Origin of the sequence: Pseudarthrobacter cellobiosi, assembly GCF_023913815.1 — a bacterium.
GTDB lineage: Bacteria > Actinomycetota > Actinomycetes > Actinomycetales > Micrococcaceae > Arthrobacter > Arthrobacter cellobiosi.
This window is the reverse complement of the sequence record NZ_JAMXBK010000027.1, coordinates 444,230-458,999: the sequence shown is the minus strand read 5'-3', so window position 1 is coordinate 458,999 and position 14,770 is coordinate 444,230. Positions and strand designations below refer to the sequence as shown.

At 65.0% G+C, this 14,770-nt stretch carries 13 protein-coding genes; all 13 read left to right on the top strand.

Annotated features, from left to right (window positions below; translation table 11 throughout):
- Nucleotide 1: 1 nt before the first annotated feature.
- The 13 genes from ftsW to dnaE all read left to right on the top strand — a co-directional run bounded on the left by ftsW (nucleotide 2) and on the right by dnaE (nucleotide 14,764).
- Nucleotides 2–1,375 (top strand): putative lipid II flippase FtsW, encoded by a 1,374-nt coding sequence (ftsW, locus tag NG701_RS17715; protein WP_252569310.1) that lies wholly within the window; start codon nucleotides 2–4, stop codon nucleotides 1,373–1,375.
- A 6-nt stretch (nucleotides 1,376–1,381) separates the two neighbouring features.
- Nucleotides 1,382–2,482, top strand: coding sequence for an undecaprenyldiphospho-muramoylpentapeptide beta-N-acetylglucosaminyltransferase (gene murG, locus NG701_RS17710; RefSeq protein ID WP_252569308.1), 1,101 nt, complete (start codon nucleotides 1,382–1,384; stop codon nucleotides 2,480–2,482).
- Nucleotides 2,479–3,855: a UDP-N-acetylmuramate--L-alanine ligase gene (gene murC, locus NG701_RS17705; RefSeq protein ID WP_252569306.1), complete on the top strand. Its 1,377-nt coding sequence runs from the start codon at nucleotides 2,479–2,481 to the stop codon at nucleotides 3,853–3,855. The genes murG and murC overlap by 4 nt, the downstream gene beginning before the upstream one ends.
- Nucleotides 3,848–4,801 carry a cell division protein FtsQ/DivIB gene (locus NG701_RS17700; RefSeq protein ID WP_252569305.1) on the top strand — a complete coding sequence of 318 codons (954 nt, stop codon included), beginning with the start codon at nucleotides 3,848–3,850 and terminating at the stop codon, nucleotides 4,799–4,801. The genes murC and NG701_RS17700 overlap by 8 nt, the downstream gene beginning before the upstream one ends.
- A 187-nt stretch (nucleotides 4,802–4,988) precedes the next feature.
- Entirely contained in the window at nucleotides 4,989–6,221 is a 1,233-nt protein-coding gene (gene ftsZ, locus NG701_RS17695; RefSeq protein ID WP_252569303.1) for a cell division protein FtsZ, read from the top strand.
- An 8-nt stretch (nucleotides 6,222–6,229) separates the two neighbouring features.
- Nucleotides 6,230–6,919 carry a purine nucleoside phosphorylase YfiH/LACC1 family protein gene (locus tag NG701_RS17690; protein ID WP_252569301.1) on the top strand — a complete coding sequence of 230 codons (690 nt, stop codon included), beginning with the start codon at nucleotides 6,230–6,232 and terminating at the stop codon, nucleotides 6,917–6,919.
- Complete coding sequence (locus NG701_RS17685; protein WP_252569299.1) at nucleotides 6,912–7,652, top strand: YggS family pyridoxal phosphate-dependent enzyme; 741 nt, start codon at nucleotides 6,912–6,914, stop codon at nucleotides 7,650–7,652. The genes NG701_RS17690 and NG701_RS17685 overlap by 8 nt, the downstream gene beginning before the upstream one ends.
- Nucleotides 7,653–7,741: 89 nt before the next feature.
- Nucleotides 7,742–8,272, top strand: coding sequence for a cell division protein SepF (locus NG701_RS17680; RefSeq protein WP_252569297.1), 531 nt, complete (start codon nucleotides 7,742–7,744; stop codon nucleotides 8,270–8,272).
- Nucleotides 8,273–8,392: 120 nt separating this feature from the next.
- Nucleotides 8,393–8,680: a YggT family protein gene (locus NG701_RS17675; RefSeq protein ID WP_056342216.1), complete on the top strand. Its 288-nt coding sequence runs from the start codon at nucleotides 8,393–8,395 to the stop codon at nucleotides 8,678–8,680.
- A gap of 177 nt (nucleotides 8,681–8,857) precedes the next feature.
- Nucleotides 8,858–9,553 (top strand): DivIVA domain-containing protein, encoded by a 696-nt coding sequence (locus NG701_RS17670; protein ID WP_252569294.1) that lies wholly within the window; start codon nucleotides 8,858–8,860, stop codon nucleotides 9,551–9,553.
- A 93-nt stretch (nucleotides 9,554–9,646) separates the two neighbouring features.
- Complete coding sequence (gene lspA, locus NG701_RS17665; RefSeq protein WP_252569291.1) at nucleotides 9,647–10,237, top strand: signal peptidase II; 591 nt, start codon at nucleotides 9,647–9,649, stop codon at nucleotides 10,235–10,237.
- On the top strand, nucleotides 10,230–11,156 hold the full coding sequence (locus NG701_RS17660) for an RluA family pseudouridine synthase (protein WP_252569289.1): 927 nt from the start codon (nucleotides 10,230–10,232) through the stop codon (nucleotides 11,154–11,156). Before lspA ends, NG701_RS17660 begins: the two co-directional genes overlap by 8 nt.
- A gap of 50 nt (nucleotides 11,157–11,206) precedes the next feature.
- Entirely contained in the window at nucleotides 11,207–14,764 is a 3,558-nt protein-coding gene (dnaE, locus tag NG701_RS17655) for a DNA polymerase III subunit alpha (protein WP_252569286.1), read from the top strand.
- Nucleotides 14,765–14,770 lie beyond the last annotated feature (6 nt).

Sequence of the window (14,770 nt, the reverse complement as noted above, 5' to 3'; positions counted from 1 at the left end):
AATGGTCAGCACGCCCACCCGGACGCCGGCCTCACGGCCGCGCGCCGGGCAACCCACTTCTCCCGCTAAGTCCACCGTCACCCTGCCGGACCGGATCCGGGACTGGTACCAGGCCTTCTGGTCCGCGCTGGAAGGAACCGGCACCTCCAAGAACGGCTCAACGTATTACCTGATCCTTGGATCCACGCTGGCCCTGACCGCCATCGGCATCATGATGGTGCTGTCGGCCTCAAGCGTCGAATCCATCGCTGCCGGAAAATCGCCCTACGGCGACGCCCTGAAGCAGGGAATGTTCGCCGCCATTGGCATCTTCACCATGTTTGTCCTCTCGCGCATCAACGTGGTCTGGCTGAAGCGCCTAGCCTGGCCGGGGCTGGGCGCCGCCCTTGTCCTCCTGGTCCTGGTGCAGCTGATCGGTGACGAAGTCAACGGCAACAAGAACTGGATCGACCTGGGCGGCATCACCTTCCAGCCGTCCGAGGCGTCCAAGCTGACGCTTGCACTGTGGATGGCTACTGTCCTGGCCAGGAAAGGGAAGCTGCTGCGGCGCTGGCCCCACGTGCTGATCCCGGCCGTGCCGCTGGCGGGCGGGGTAATCGGCCTGGTCCTGCTGGGCAATGACCTGGGCACGGCCATGATCATCATGATGATCACTGCGGCCGCCCTCTTCTTCGCCGGAGTACCGCTCTACCTGTTCGGTTTCGCCGCCCTGGCCGCCGCCGCCGGTACAGCCGTCATGGCCATCACCAGCTCAAACCGCATGTGCCGCATCACCTCGTGGTGGACGGGCCAGTCCTGTGCCGACGGCATTGACGCCAACTACCAGGCCACCAATGGCCTCTACGGGCTTGCCTCCGGCGGCTGGTTCGGCGTTGGCCTCGGCCAAAGCCGGCAAAAGTACAGCTGGATCCCGGAAGCCCACAACGACTTCATCTTCGCCATCATCGGCGAGGAACTCGGCCTGGTGGGCACCGTCGTCGTGCTTGTCCTTTTTGCCATCCTTGGCGCCGCCATCTACCGCGTAGTGGTGGCGCAGGAGGACATGTTCCACAGGGTGCTGGCCGGCACCATCATGGTGTGGCTGCTGGGGCAGGCCACGGTCAACATGGCCGTGGTGACAGGGCTGATGCCTGTGATCGGCGTGCCGCTGCCGTTCATTTCATACGGCGGTTCGGCATTGCTGATGTCGCTATGCGCCGTGGGGGTGGTGCTGTCGCTCGCCCGCGAACAGATGGCGCCTGCCCTCCGGCCGAAGAAACTGCTCAAATTCGGCGCAAAGAAGGCCGGGGGAGCCACTGGCCGCAAACCTGCTGGCCAGAAAACCGCTGCCCGCAAAACCGCCAGCCCCAAAACAACCGCAAGAAAGCGTACGTAGCACCAAATGACTTCCCAGAACCTGTCCATTGTCCTGGCGGGCGGCGGAACCGCCGGCCACATCAGCCCCCTGCTGGCCATCGCGGCCGCCCTGCGTGCCGCCGCGCCCGGTGCCAGGCTGCTCGCTGTGGGCACGCCCGCCGGCATGGAAACCCGGCTGGTGCCCGCCGCCGGCCTGGAACTGGCCACCATCGACCGGGTGCCGTTTCCGCGGAAACCTTCCGTTGACCTCCTCAAGCTGCCCGCACGCCTGGCCGGGGCGGTCAGGCAGTCCGGACGCATCCTCGACGACGCCTCGGCCGACGTCCTGGTGGGCGTCGGCGGCTACGTCTGCACACCGCTGTACCTCGCCGCCCGGCGCCGGGGAATCCCCATCGTGATCCATGAGGCCAATACCAGGCCCGGCCTGGCCAACCGGGTGGGATCGTTCCTGACCCGTCACGTGGCCACTGCCTTCGACACCACGCGCCTGCGTCACGCCCGCCATGTGGGCATGCCCATGCGGACCGAAATCTCCAGCCTGGACCGGGACGCTGCCCGCGCCGCCGCGCGCGAAGCACTGGGCCTGGATCACACCTCGCCCACGCTGATTGTGACCGGCGGTTCCTCCGGGGCCCAGAGCATCAACCGCGCGGTCGCCGCCTCCGTCCAGGACCTTGGCGCGGCGGGAATCCAGACACTTCACATCACCGGCCGCGGCAAGACGGTCTTAGGGCCCGACGGCGGCCCGCTCGCCGCGCCGGGGTACCGGCAGGTGGAGTACGTGGACGGCATGGAACGGGTGTACGCCGCCGCGGACGTGCTGCTGGCGCGGTCCGGCGCAGCCACGGTCTGCGAAGTGGCCGCCGTGGGTGTACCGGCAGTGTTTGTCCCGCTGCCCATCGGCAACGGCGAGCAGGCGCTCAACGCGGCGGGCCTCGTGAACGCCGGTGGCGCACTCCTGGTCCAGGATAAGGACTTCACCGCGCAGTGGGTGGCGGGCCAGCTCATCCCCCTGGTCACCGACCCCGGCCGTCTGGCCACCATGGCCGCCAGCTCGCGCCGCCTTGGCATCAGAAACGCCGATCAGCGCATGGCTGATCTTGTCCTGGAAGCGGTATCCGCATGATCCCCGCAAGCATCCGCAGCCAGGAGTCCCTGGGCCGCGTCCATTTCATCGGCATCGGCGGGGTGGGAATGTCCGCCGTGGCCCGCATCATGGTGGCCCGCGGCGTCGCCGTCAGCGGGTCGGATGCCAAGGACCTTCCGGTGATGGCGGAGCTGGCTGCCGCCGGGGCGAGGATCGCCGTCGGATACGCCGCCGCCAATCTGGGCGATGCCCAGACCGTGGTGGCCGGCTCGGCGATCCGTGCGGACAACCCCGAACTGGTGGCCGCGCGTGCGGCCGGCCTGCCCGTGCTGCACCGCTCGGAGGCGCTCGCGGCCACCATGGGGGACGACCTCGTGGTGACCGTGGCAGGAACCCACGGCAAGTCCACCACCACCTCCATGATCACCGTCCTGCTCCAGGGCGCCGGGATGGATCCGTCGTTTGCCATCGGCGCCAACGTGCCTGCGCTCGGCGTCAACGCCGCCCACGGCACGTCAGGGGTCTTTGTGGCCGAAGCGGACGAGTCCGACGGGTCCTTCCTGAACTACAGGCCAAAGATAGCCGTGGTCACTAACGTCGAACCCGATCACCTGGACCACTACGGCACCGCCGAGGCCGTCTACGAGTCCTTCGACCGCTTTACGGAGCTGCTTCCGGCCGACGGCGTCCTGATTGCCTGCGCTGATGACGCCGGCGCCGCAGCCCTGGCAGAGCGCACGCTCGCGCGTGGCAACACCCGGGTGGTGCGTTACGGCACCACTGACGGGTCGGACCTGGTGCTGCACGACGGCGGCCCGGGGGATGTGGCGGTCTCCTCACCCGCCGGGCGGTTCGCCCTGGACCTGCAGGTCCCGGGCCGGCACAACGCGCTGAACGCCGCCGCCGCCGTCGCCGTCGCGCTGGAGCTGGGGGTCGACGCCGAAGCTGCCGCGCGTGCCTTGGCGCACTTCTCGGGCGCTTCCAGGCGCTTTGAACTGAAAGGGGAGGCGCGCGGCGTGCGCGTCTATGACGACTACGCCCACCACCCCACCGAGGTCCGGGCCGCCCTGACGGCGGCACGGTCCGTGGCCGGCGGGCACCGCGTCCATGTTTTGTTCCAGCCGCACCTGTTCTCCCGCACCAGGGAGTTCGCCAGGGAGTTCGCAGAAGCGCTGAACCTGGCAGACACCGCCCTGGTCCTGGACATATACCCCGCGCGCGAAGATCCCATCCCAGGAGTCAGCAGCCAGCTCATCGCCGAGCACCTGTCGCCCGGCGGACGCCTGGTGGAGCCGGGCGGGGCGGTTGCTGCCCTTACGGACGCCGCCGGGCCCGGCGACATCATCCTGACCGTCGGGGCAGGGGATGTCACGGCCTTCGGACCGCAGATCGTGCAGGCTCTCAGTGGGTAGTCCGCGCCGGCCCACCTACGCTTCACCGGGCAGGCGGCAGCCACCCGCGCCAGCGGAACCGGAGGTCATCTCGGCCTCCAAACGCGCCCCCGAGGCGGACACCCCGTCTTTGCCCGGCCGCAAGAATGCGAAGTTCGCGGACCGGAACCCGCCGGCAGACAAGGCACCGGCAGACAAGGCACCAGCAGGCAAGGTGCCGGCAGGCAAGGCGCCGGCGGGCACCGACAATGTGCTGGCCTTCCCGGAGCCGCCCGGAAAACGCCTTAAGCGGAACATCCTGGTGACCCTGGGCACTGTCCTGGCGTTGGTCTGCGCGCTGCTGGCCGCCGCAATCTTTTCGCCGGCACTCGCCGTAGGCACCGTTACGGTGTCCGGGACCCGGCTCGTCACCACGGAACAGGTGCAGGCCGCACTGGAGCCCCTGAAGGGCAGACCCCTGCCCCAGATCAGCGATGAGGAGGTCAGCCGCCTCCTGGCGCCGCTCGTCCAGATCAAGTCCGTCTCAACCCAGGCGCGCCCGCCGTCCGGGTTGATGGTCCAGGTTTTGGAGCGGGTCCCGGTGGCCCTGGTCAAGCAGGGGGAGCAGTACCAGTTGGTGGATGTGGACGGCGTGGTCCTGGCCAGCCCTGCGGACCCGGCCGCAGTTGCCCTGCCCGTGATCGACGGCGGCGCCGGAACCATCGGCAAGGACCTCTTCCAGGCCACCGCAGCGGTCCTCGGTGCACTCCCGCTGGACGTGCTGTCGAAGCTGTCCAACGCGTCCGCCCAGTCTGTGGACGCCGTTGAGCTCAAACTGGTGGACGGTCAGACCATCATTTGGGGGAATGCGGGGGAGAAGGAGCTCAAGGCCAAGGTGCTTGAAGCCTTGCTCAAAGTTCCCGCGGACCCGAAGAACCCCGTCCGTGTGTACGATGTGAGCGCGCCCCGGCATCCGGTGACGCGCTGAACGCTTTATTTACTCGGTATTCCCGCGACACGCGGCTCCGGTTATTGAATGTCCGAACCATAGGAAATAGCGTTCCAGACATGAGTTACTTGACATAACTATAACCTTCAACTCGAAGGTTAAGGTTCGAAGCTTCAAGCCCGACTCCACAGTTTTCGCAATAGGACACGAACAAGGGACACGTAACGTGGCAGCTCCGCAGAATTACTTGGCCGTCATCAAGGTCGTCGGCATCGGCGGCGGTGGCGTGAACGCAGTCAACCGCATGATCGAGGTCGGTCTTCGCGGCGTCGAATTCATCGCGGTCAACACCGATGCACAGGCATTGTTGATGAGCGATGCAGACGTCAAGCTCGACATCGGACGTGAGCTGACCCGCGGGCTCGGTGCAGGCGCCAACCCCGAGGTGGGCAAGCAGGCTGCGGAGGACCACGCCGACGAAATCGAAGAGGTCATCCGCGGCGCGGACATGGTGTTTGTGACCGCCGGCGAAGGTGGCGGCACGGGCACCGGCGGCGCCCCTGTGGTGGCACGCATCGCCCGGTCTCTCGGAGCGCTGACCATCGGTGTGGTGACCCGCCCGTTCACGTTCGAGGGCCGCCGTCGTGCGGGTTCTGCAGAGGCGGGCATCGACGCCCTCCGCGACGAAGTGGACACGCTGATCGTCATCCCGAACGACAGGCTTCTGTCCATCAGCGACCGCAACGTCTCCGTCCTGGACGCTTTCCGTTCCGCTGACCAGGTCCTGCTGTCCGGTGTCCAGGGCATCACGGACCTCATCACCACCCCCGGCCTGATCAACCTCGACTTCGCGGACGTCAAGTCCGTGATGCAGGGTGCAGGCTCCGCGCTGATGGGCATCGGCTCCGCCCGCGGTGAAGACCGTGCGGTGAAGGCTGCCGAGCTCGCCATTGCATCGCCGCTGCTGGAAGCCTCCATCGACGGCGCCCATGGTGTCCTGCTCTCCATCCAGGGCGGTTCAGATCTTGGCCTGTTCGAAATCAATGAAGCTGCCCGCCTGGTCCAGGAAGTGGCCCACCCCGAAGCCAACATCATCTTCGGTGCCGTGATTGACGATGCCCTCGGTGACGAGGCCCGTGTCACGGTCATTGCCGCCGGTTTCGACGACGTCAAGGCCACCTCTCCCTCCATGGACCAGTCCCAGCCGCACGTCGCACCCCAGCGGCCCGCAGCGGCGCCCGCGCCGGCTCAGGCTCCCACCTCGGGCGGCAGCCACCAGCACAACGTCCAGCCAGTCCACGCCGGAGTCGGCGCGTCAGGCCTAAGCAACTGGGGCCAGCAGCGCCCGTCGTCGGTCCCTGCCGATTCAGGTTTCGACGTCGACCTGCCCTCGGTAGTGGAGCCGGACCTCTCAGGGAACCGCGTCGATGACCTGGATGTCCCCGACTTCCTGAAGTAGGGCCCGGGTTGTTCTATTGGCGGGCCGAAGTGTCTGCTGGCGTGAGTGTGGCGTTTACAGACACCCGGGCCGGCAATCTCGCCCTGCACGTCGGGGACAACGCCGTTGACGTTCTCCAGCGCCGGGAGGCGCTGGAGAACGCGGCCGGCATGGCCCGTGGTTCCCTCCGGTTCATGGAGCAGGTCCACGGCACGGCCGTGGAAATGATGGAGCCGGCCACGCCTGCGCCGACCGCTGATGCCATGGTGTCGCGGGGACTGCCGCTGGCGGTCATGGTGGCCGACTGCATCCCGGCAGTACTCGTAGGGGAAGGACCAGACGGTCCGGTCCTCGCCGCCGTGCACGCAGGCCGCCCGGGGATAGAAAACGGCATTCTCCCGGCGGCAGTGGAGCGGATGCGCTCAGCTGGGGCCACCGCCATCCGTGCCTGGCTGGGCCCGTCAATCTGCGGGCGTTGCTATGAGGTGCCCGCCGAACTGCGCGCCCAAGTAGCTGCCCAGGTGCCGGCGACCTGGGCTGCCACGTCCTGGGGCACGCCGGCACTGGATCTCCCGGCGGGGGCGAAGAGCCAACTTGAAGCTGCCGGCGTCGTCATTGAATATGCGGGTCCGTGCACGCTTGAAAACGAAGAGCTTTTCTCTTACCGCAGGTCCAACACCACCGGGCGCTTCGCGGGACTGGTGTGGTCGCATGAATGAGGGCACTGTGGAGGACAACGCCGAACGGATGGCTGATCTGGCGGAGCGCCTCGCCGCCGTGCAGCGGCGCATTGAAGCCGCCGTCGAAGACTCAGGCCGGGCGGGGGAACTGCCGACGCTGATTGTGGTCACCAAGTTCCATCCGGCCGCCGACATCAGGCGCCTGGCTGCGCTGGGCGTCCGCGACGTCGGCGAAAACAGGGACCAGGAAGCCTCCTCGAAGGCGGCCGAACTGGCAGGCCTCGGACTCAACTGGCACTTCGTCGGGCAGCTGCAGAGCAAAAAAGCGAAATCCGTGGTGAAGTATGCCCATGCGCTCCATTCCGTGGACCGGCTGGCCCTGGTGGACAGCCTCGAGCGCGCCATCGCCGCGGAACAGGAGCGGACGGGCCGGGGAGCCCTGGAGTGCTTCATCCAGGTCAGCCTCGACGACGACGCCGGCGCGCACCGCGGCGGCGTGGCCGCGGCGGAGGTAGCACTCCTGGCCGAGCGGCTGGCGGCTGCGGCAGGACTGGAACTGGCGGGCGTTATGGCTGTCGCCCCGTTGGGCGCCAGTCCGCAGGCGGCGTTCGAAAAGCTGGCAGCCATCTCGGCAGCCTTGGTAGCGGAGCATCCCGGCGCGACGGCCATCTCGGCGGGCATGAGCCAGGACCTGGAAGCGGCCATCCGTTTCGGTGCGACACACCTGCGAATCGGTTCCGATATTCTCGGATCGCGTCCTGACGTGGGGTAGCGTCGAACCCATAGGAAGTGAGTGGCGGGGGATTCAAAGGCTGTCAAGTCATTGGGCGGCCCGCCTACGGACACGATTAGGAGTCGACCATGGCCGGCGCTCTGCGCAAGACAATGATCTATCTTGGGCTCGCCGATGGCGATGAACACTACGAGTCCGAGCACACCACAACACGTAAGGACGAGGACGATTCGATGGAAGTTGACCGCGAGGAACGCCGTTCACCGGCACCCGTCCGCGACGTCAGCCGCGAGTCATCACACGCCCCCGAAGAGGAATACCGCGCACCAGTGACCCCCATCAAGCGTGCGGCCTCAAGCCGCGAAGAACCGTCCGGGCTTCGGCAGATCACCACGATCCACCCGCGGTCCTACAATGACGCCAAGCTCATCGGTGAGAGTTTCCGGGACGGCATCCCCGTCATCATGAACGTCACCGACATGGGCGAAGCGGACGCCAAGCGTCTCGTTGACTTCTCGGCCGGCCTGGTTTTTGGTCTCCGGGGCAGCATCGAACGGGTCACCAACAAGGTTTTCCTGCTGTCACCGTCGTACATTGAGGTCATTGGCGATGACAAGAAGGTCAGCGAGACCCAGGCCAGCTTCTTCAATCAAAGTTAGCCCTGAGCTTATTCCGGATGCCAGACAGGTACACCTGTCTGGCATCTGTGCTGAAATAGACAAGAAACATTGGCAGGGCACCGCGGTATCCGGAATGGACATGGAGATATGAGTTAAGTCATGGGAATTGTTTTCGGACTTGTCTATATCGCCCTTTTGCTGTTCTTCGTGGCGCTGATCATCCGGCTGGTCTTTGACTGGGTCCAGATGTTTGCCAGGGAATGGCGTCCGCGTGGTGTTGCCCTCGTGGTGGCCCACACGGTGTACTCGATCACCGATCCGCCACTCAAGGGGCTCCGGAGGCTGATCCCGCCGTTGAGGCTCGGCGGCGTGACTTTGGACCTCGGGTTTCTGGTCCTGTTCATCGCCGTCAGCATCGCGATGGCGGTCACCAGGGGTTTCGCGTAATCTTCGACAAGACCTAGCGGCGCAGGCGAAGTTCCTGGAATTTGAACTCCCTCTGAGCCGCGAAGAAATCTCCGGTTTGACACCCAGTGTTGAATTAGAGGAACCAGACAATATTTAGGTACCGTAGTTTTGACGGCCGGAAGGCCTACTGACTAACTAGACCAATGAGGTGACCAGATGGCTTTGACGCCAGAAGACGTTGTCAACAAGCGCTTTCAGCCGACCAAGTTCCGCGAAGGCTACGACCAGGATGAAGTTGATGACTTCCTGGACGAGATCGTTGTGGAACTCAGGCGCCTGAACCAGGAGAACGACGAGCTCCGCAAGAAGCTTGCAGAATCAGGTTCCGGCGTGCCGGCCAGCTCCGCTGCGTCCGCCCCGGTGGTCGAGAAGGTTCCCGCACCCGTCAAGGCTGACAAGGTTGAGTCCCCGGCGAAGGCCGAGGTCGAGGCGAAAGCTCCCGACGCCGCCAAGAAGAAGGAAGCCGAGCCGTCAGCACCTGTTGCAGCCGTCCAGGCTGCTGCGCCCGCCGCGTCCAACGGAAGCACGGTTTCGGCCGAGTCCGCTGCCGGTCTGCTCGCCATGGCGCAGCAGATGCACGACCGTCACGTCGCCGACGGTCAGTCCCAGAAGGACAAGATCATCGCAGAGGCCCAGATCGAGGCCAGCAGCCTGGTCAACGATGCCCAGGAGAAGTCCCGGAAGATCCTCGGTGCCCTCGAGCAGCAGCGCTCCGTCCTGGAACGCAAGGTAGAGCAGCTCCGTGGCTTCGAACGCGACTACCGCTCACGCCTGAAGGCCTACATTGAAGGCCAGCTGCGCGACCTTGACGCCCGCGGTTCCGTGGCGGCGCCTGAGGTTGAAGCGAACTAGTTCGTCAAGCACGTATTCTGAGAACCGGTGGCTGAGGATTCCTCGGCCGCCGGTTTTTGGGATTTAACATCGTTTTTACAAAATGAAAGCACCATGACTGACCACCTCGCCGCTGACGCCGCAAACCCTTCTCCTTCATCGGCCCGCCCCCGGCGGGCACTCCTGCTCTCGCTCTTCGCCGGTTTTGCGGTCTTTGCGTACGTCCTGGACCAGCTGACAAAACTGTGGGTGACGTCCTCGATGGTGGAAGGTGAACGCATCCCGGTGCTGCCGCCTCTCCTGCACTGGTACTTCATCCGCAATTCCGGCGCCGCATTTTCGATCGGGGAAAATGTCACGTGGGTGTTCTCCATCATCATGGCCGGCGTCTCCATCGCCATCCTGTTCCAAGTGCGCAAGCTGGGCTCGGGATGGTGGTCGCTGGCACTGGGTCTGCTCCTGGGCGGGGCCCTGGGCAACCTGACGGACAGGCTCTTCCGGGAGCCCTCGTTCGGGATGGGGCATGTGGTGGATTTCATCCAGCTGCCGAATTTTGCGATCTTCAACATTGCCGATTCCGCGGTGGTCTCAGCAGTGGTCATCATTTGTATCCTTACGTTGCGGGGGATCGCCCTTGACGGTTCACGGCACGTCGCGGCGCCACGGAAAGAGGCGGCCCAGCCGAAGGACACGGACGGTGTCTGAGCGTGTGGTGGTCGCCGACGAATTCGGTGGAACGCGGGCGGACGCAGGGCTCGCCAAGCTGATGGGGATTTCCCGGTCAATGGCCGCGACCCTTATTGCTGAAGGCAACGTGGTGAGCCGCGGCAAGAAGCTCGGCAAGTCCGCGCGGTTGGTTGCCGGCGATGTCCTGGAAGTGACGGTGCCTGAACGACGGGACCCGCTCGAAGTGGTGGAGGAAGTTGTGGAAGGCCTGAAAATCCTGCTGGACGACGACGAATTTGTCGTTGTGGACAAGCCGGTGGGCGTTGCCGCGCATCCTTCGCCCGGCTGGGTAGGGCCCACCGTGGTTGGCGGACTCGCCGGAGCCGGCTTCCGGATCTCGACGTCGGGTTCCCCTGAGCGGGTGGGTATCGTGCACCGGCTCGACGTCGGCACGTCCGGGGTGATGGTGGTGGCCAAAACGGAGCGCGCCTATACGGCCCTGAAGCGGGCCTTCAAGGAGCGCACCGTGGAGAAGGTCTACCACGCGGTGGTCCAGGGGCTCCCGGACCCACTCGAGGGCACCATCGACGCACCAATCGGGCGCCACCCCGGACACGACTGGCGTTTTGCCGTGATCGAAGACGGCCGGCCGTCGATCACGCACTATGAGGTGCTCGAGGCTTTTGGCAAGGCCACGCTGGTGGAGGTGCACCTTGAGACAGGGCGCACACACCAGATCCGTGTCCACTTTTCAGCGTTGCGGCACCCATGCGCCGGAGATCTTACCTACGGGGCGGATCCTCGGCTCGCCGCCACCTTGGGCCTGACCCGGCAATGGCTCCATGCCCGGCAGCTCGGCTTCGACCACCCGGCAACGGGGGAGCGCGTGACCGTTACCAGCGAATACCCGCAGGATCTGGCCTTTGCCCTCCAGGTCCTGGAGTCCGGGGAGGCCTAGCGGCTGGGTCGCTGGGCCCTTGGTGGTCCGCCAGCGCTTAGAATGGTGCGGTGACTTCCAGCAATGCCTCGTTCGTCCATCTCCACAACCACACCGAATACTCCATGTTGGACGGCGCAGCCCGCCTGGGTGAGCTCTTCAACGAGACTGAACGCCTCGGGATGCCGGCCCTGGCCACCACCGACCACGGGTACCTGTTCGGGGCCTTCGATTTCTGGAAGCGGGCCACGGACCAGGGGATCAAGCCGATTATCGGCGTCGAAGCCTACGTCACCCCGGGCACCGCGCGGACGGACAAAAGCCGTGTCCGCTGGGGCGAGGAACACCAGCGCAAGGACGACATCTCCGGCGGTGGTTCCTACACTCACATGACGCTGCTGAGCTATAACAACGTCGGCATGCGAAACCTCTTCCGGGCCTCGTCCATTGGCTCGCTCGACGCAGTTTTCGGCAAGTGGCCGCGTTTGGACCGTGAGCTCTTGAACACGTACTCCGAAGGCCTGATCGCCACTACTGGCTGCCCTTCGGGGGAGGTCCAGACCCGGCTGCGGCTGGGCCAGTACCGCGAGGCCATGGAAGCCGCCTCGGAATTTCGTGACATTTTCGGTGCGGAGAACTATTTCTGCGAACTGATGGACCATGGCCTGGACATCGAACGCCGGGTCACGGGGGACCTGCTGCGGCTGGCCAAGGATCTGAACCTGCCACTGGTGGCCACCAACGACCTGCACTACACCCACGAACACGACGCCAAGGCGCACGAGGCCCTCCTAGCCATCCAGTCGGGTTCCACGCTGCTGGAGCCATCGTATGACAACGGCGGCTCCCGGTTCGCGTTCTCCGGCAGCGGCTACTACCTCAAGTCCCCGCAGGAGATGCGGGAGCTGTTCAGGGACCACCCGGATGCTTGCGACAACACCCTGCTGATCGCCGAGCGCTGCGATGTCTCGTTCAACACCGGCGCAAACTACATGCCGCGGTTCCCGTGCCCGCCGGGCGAGGACGAGACATCCTGGCTGGTCAAGGAAGTTGCCACCGGACTGGAATACCGGTACCCGGGCGGCGTTCCGGACAAAGTCCGCACCCAGGCTGACTACGAGCTCGAAGTCATCACCTCCATGGGGTTCCCGGGATACTTCCTGGTGGTGGCCGACTTCATCAACTGGGCGAAGAAAAACGGCATCCGCGTCGGTCCGGGCCGAGGCTCCGGAGCCGGGTCCATGGTGGCGTACGCCATGCGCATCACGGACCTGGATCCGCTCCTGCACGGCCTGATCTTTGAACGGTTCCTCAACCCGGACCGTGTGTCCATGCCTGACTTCGACGTTGACTTCGATGACCGACGCCGGTCCGAGGTCATCGACTATGTGACCCGGAAATACGGCGACGAGCGCGTGGCCATGATTGTCACGTACGGCACCATCAAGACCAAGCAGGCGCTGAAGGACTCCTCCCGTGTGCTGGGTTACCCCTTCAGCATGGGCGAGCAGCTGACCAAGGCGCTCCCGCCGGCCGTGATGGCCAAGGACATCCCGCTCGCCGACATCCAGAACAAGGACTCAAAGCGCTACAGCGAGGCCGGTGACTTCCGCCAGCTGATCGCAACTGATCCCGAGGCCGCCAAGGTCTTCGAGACGGCTCTCGGCATTGAGGGGCTGAAGCGCCAGTGGGGCGTGCACGCCGCCGGCGTCATTATGTCCTCGGACCCCATCATCGATGTCATCCCGGTCATGCGGCGCATCCAGGACGGCCAGGTGATCACGCAGTTCGACTACCCCACCTGCGAGGGCCTGGGCCTGATCAAGATGGACTTCCTCGGCCTGCGGAACCTAACGATCATTTCCGACGCCCTGGAGAACATCAAACTCAACCGCGGACTGGACCTGGACCTGGACAGCCTGGCCCTTGACGACGTGGCCTCGTATGAACTGCTGGCCCGGGGCGACACCCTGGGCGTGTTCCAGCTGGATGGCGGCCCCATGCGCTCCCTGCTGAAGCTGATGAAGCCTGACAACTTCGAAGACATCTCCGCCGTACTCGCGCTCTACCGCCCCGGTCCGATGGGCGCCAACGCGCACACCGACTACGCGCTGCGCAAAAACGGGATCCAGGAAGTCATCCCGATCCACCCCGAACTCAAGGAACCGCTGGCTGAAATCCTCGGCGGAACCTACGGCCTGATCGTCTATCAGGAGCAGGTGATGGCCGTAGCCCAGAAACTCGCCGGCTATTCCCTGGGGCAGGCAGACATCCTGCGGCGCGCCATGGGTAAGAAGAAGAAATCCGAGCTGGACAAGCAGTTCGCAGGTTTCTCCCAGGGCATGCAGGACAACGGCTACTCCATGGCGGCCGTCAAGACCCTGTGGGACATCCTGCTGCCGTTCTCCGACTACGCCTTCAACAAGGCCCACTCCGCCGCGTATGGCGTGATCTCCTACTGGACCGCCTACCTGAAGGCGCACTTTGCTCCGGAGTACATGGCTGCGCTGCTGACGTCCGTCGGTGACGACAAGGACAAATCGGCAATCTACCTCAACGAATGCCGGCGCATGGGAATCACCGTGCTGCCGCCGGATGTGAACGAATCCGCGCTGAACTTCACCCCGGTGGGCACCGACATCCGCTTCGGCATGGGCGCCATCCGCAACGTGGGAATCAACGCCGTCGAAGCGATGGTGGCCGCGCGCGACAAGGAAGGCGCCTACACTTCCTTCAAGGACTACCTCATGAAGGTCCCCGCGGTGGTCTGCAACAAGCGGACCATTGAATCCCTGATCAAGGCCGGAGCCTTCGATTCCCTCAACCACCACCGGCGCGCGCTGGCGATGATCCATGAAGAGGCCATCGACTCCGTCATCACCCTCAAACGAAACGAAGCGATCGGCCAGTTCGATCTCTTCGCCGGTTTCGAGGAGGCCGAATCCGAAGCGTCGCTGAGCATCGAGATTCCCGACCTGCCGGAATGGGAGAAGAAGGACAAGCTCTCGTTTGAGCGCGACATGCTCGGCCTGTATGTGTCAGACCACCCGCTGCAGGGCCTGGAAGGACTCCTCAGCCAGCACGCGGACCAGTCCATCACCTCGATCATCGGCGAAGACGGGCCGCACGACGGCGCCATCGTCACCATCTCCGGCATGATCACCTCGCTCAGCCGCAGGATCGCCAAGGCGAGTGGCAACGCCTATGCCCGTGCCGAAATCGAAGACCTCGGCGGCTCCATGGAGGTGATGTTCTTCGGCCAGGTCTACGGCCCCATCGCCTCGGTCCTTGCCGAGGACCTGATCGTGGTGGTCAAGGGCCGCCTGCAGCGGCGGGACGACGGCGCCGTGACGCTGAACTGCATGGAACTGTCCGTTCCCGACCTCAGTGAAGGAACCAACGGCCCCGTGCTCATTTCGATGCCTACCCACAAGGCAACCGAGGCTGTTGTCACCGAACTGGGCGATGTCCTTCGGAACCACCGGGGGAACTCGGAAGTCCGGCTGCACCTGCAGGGGGACACCCGGACGGAAGTCATGGGCCTCCCCGTCCATCTCAGGGTCAACCCCAGTCCGTCATTGTTCGGCGACCTGAAGGTGCTCCTGGGCCCAACCTGCCTTGATAACTAGGTCCCG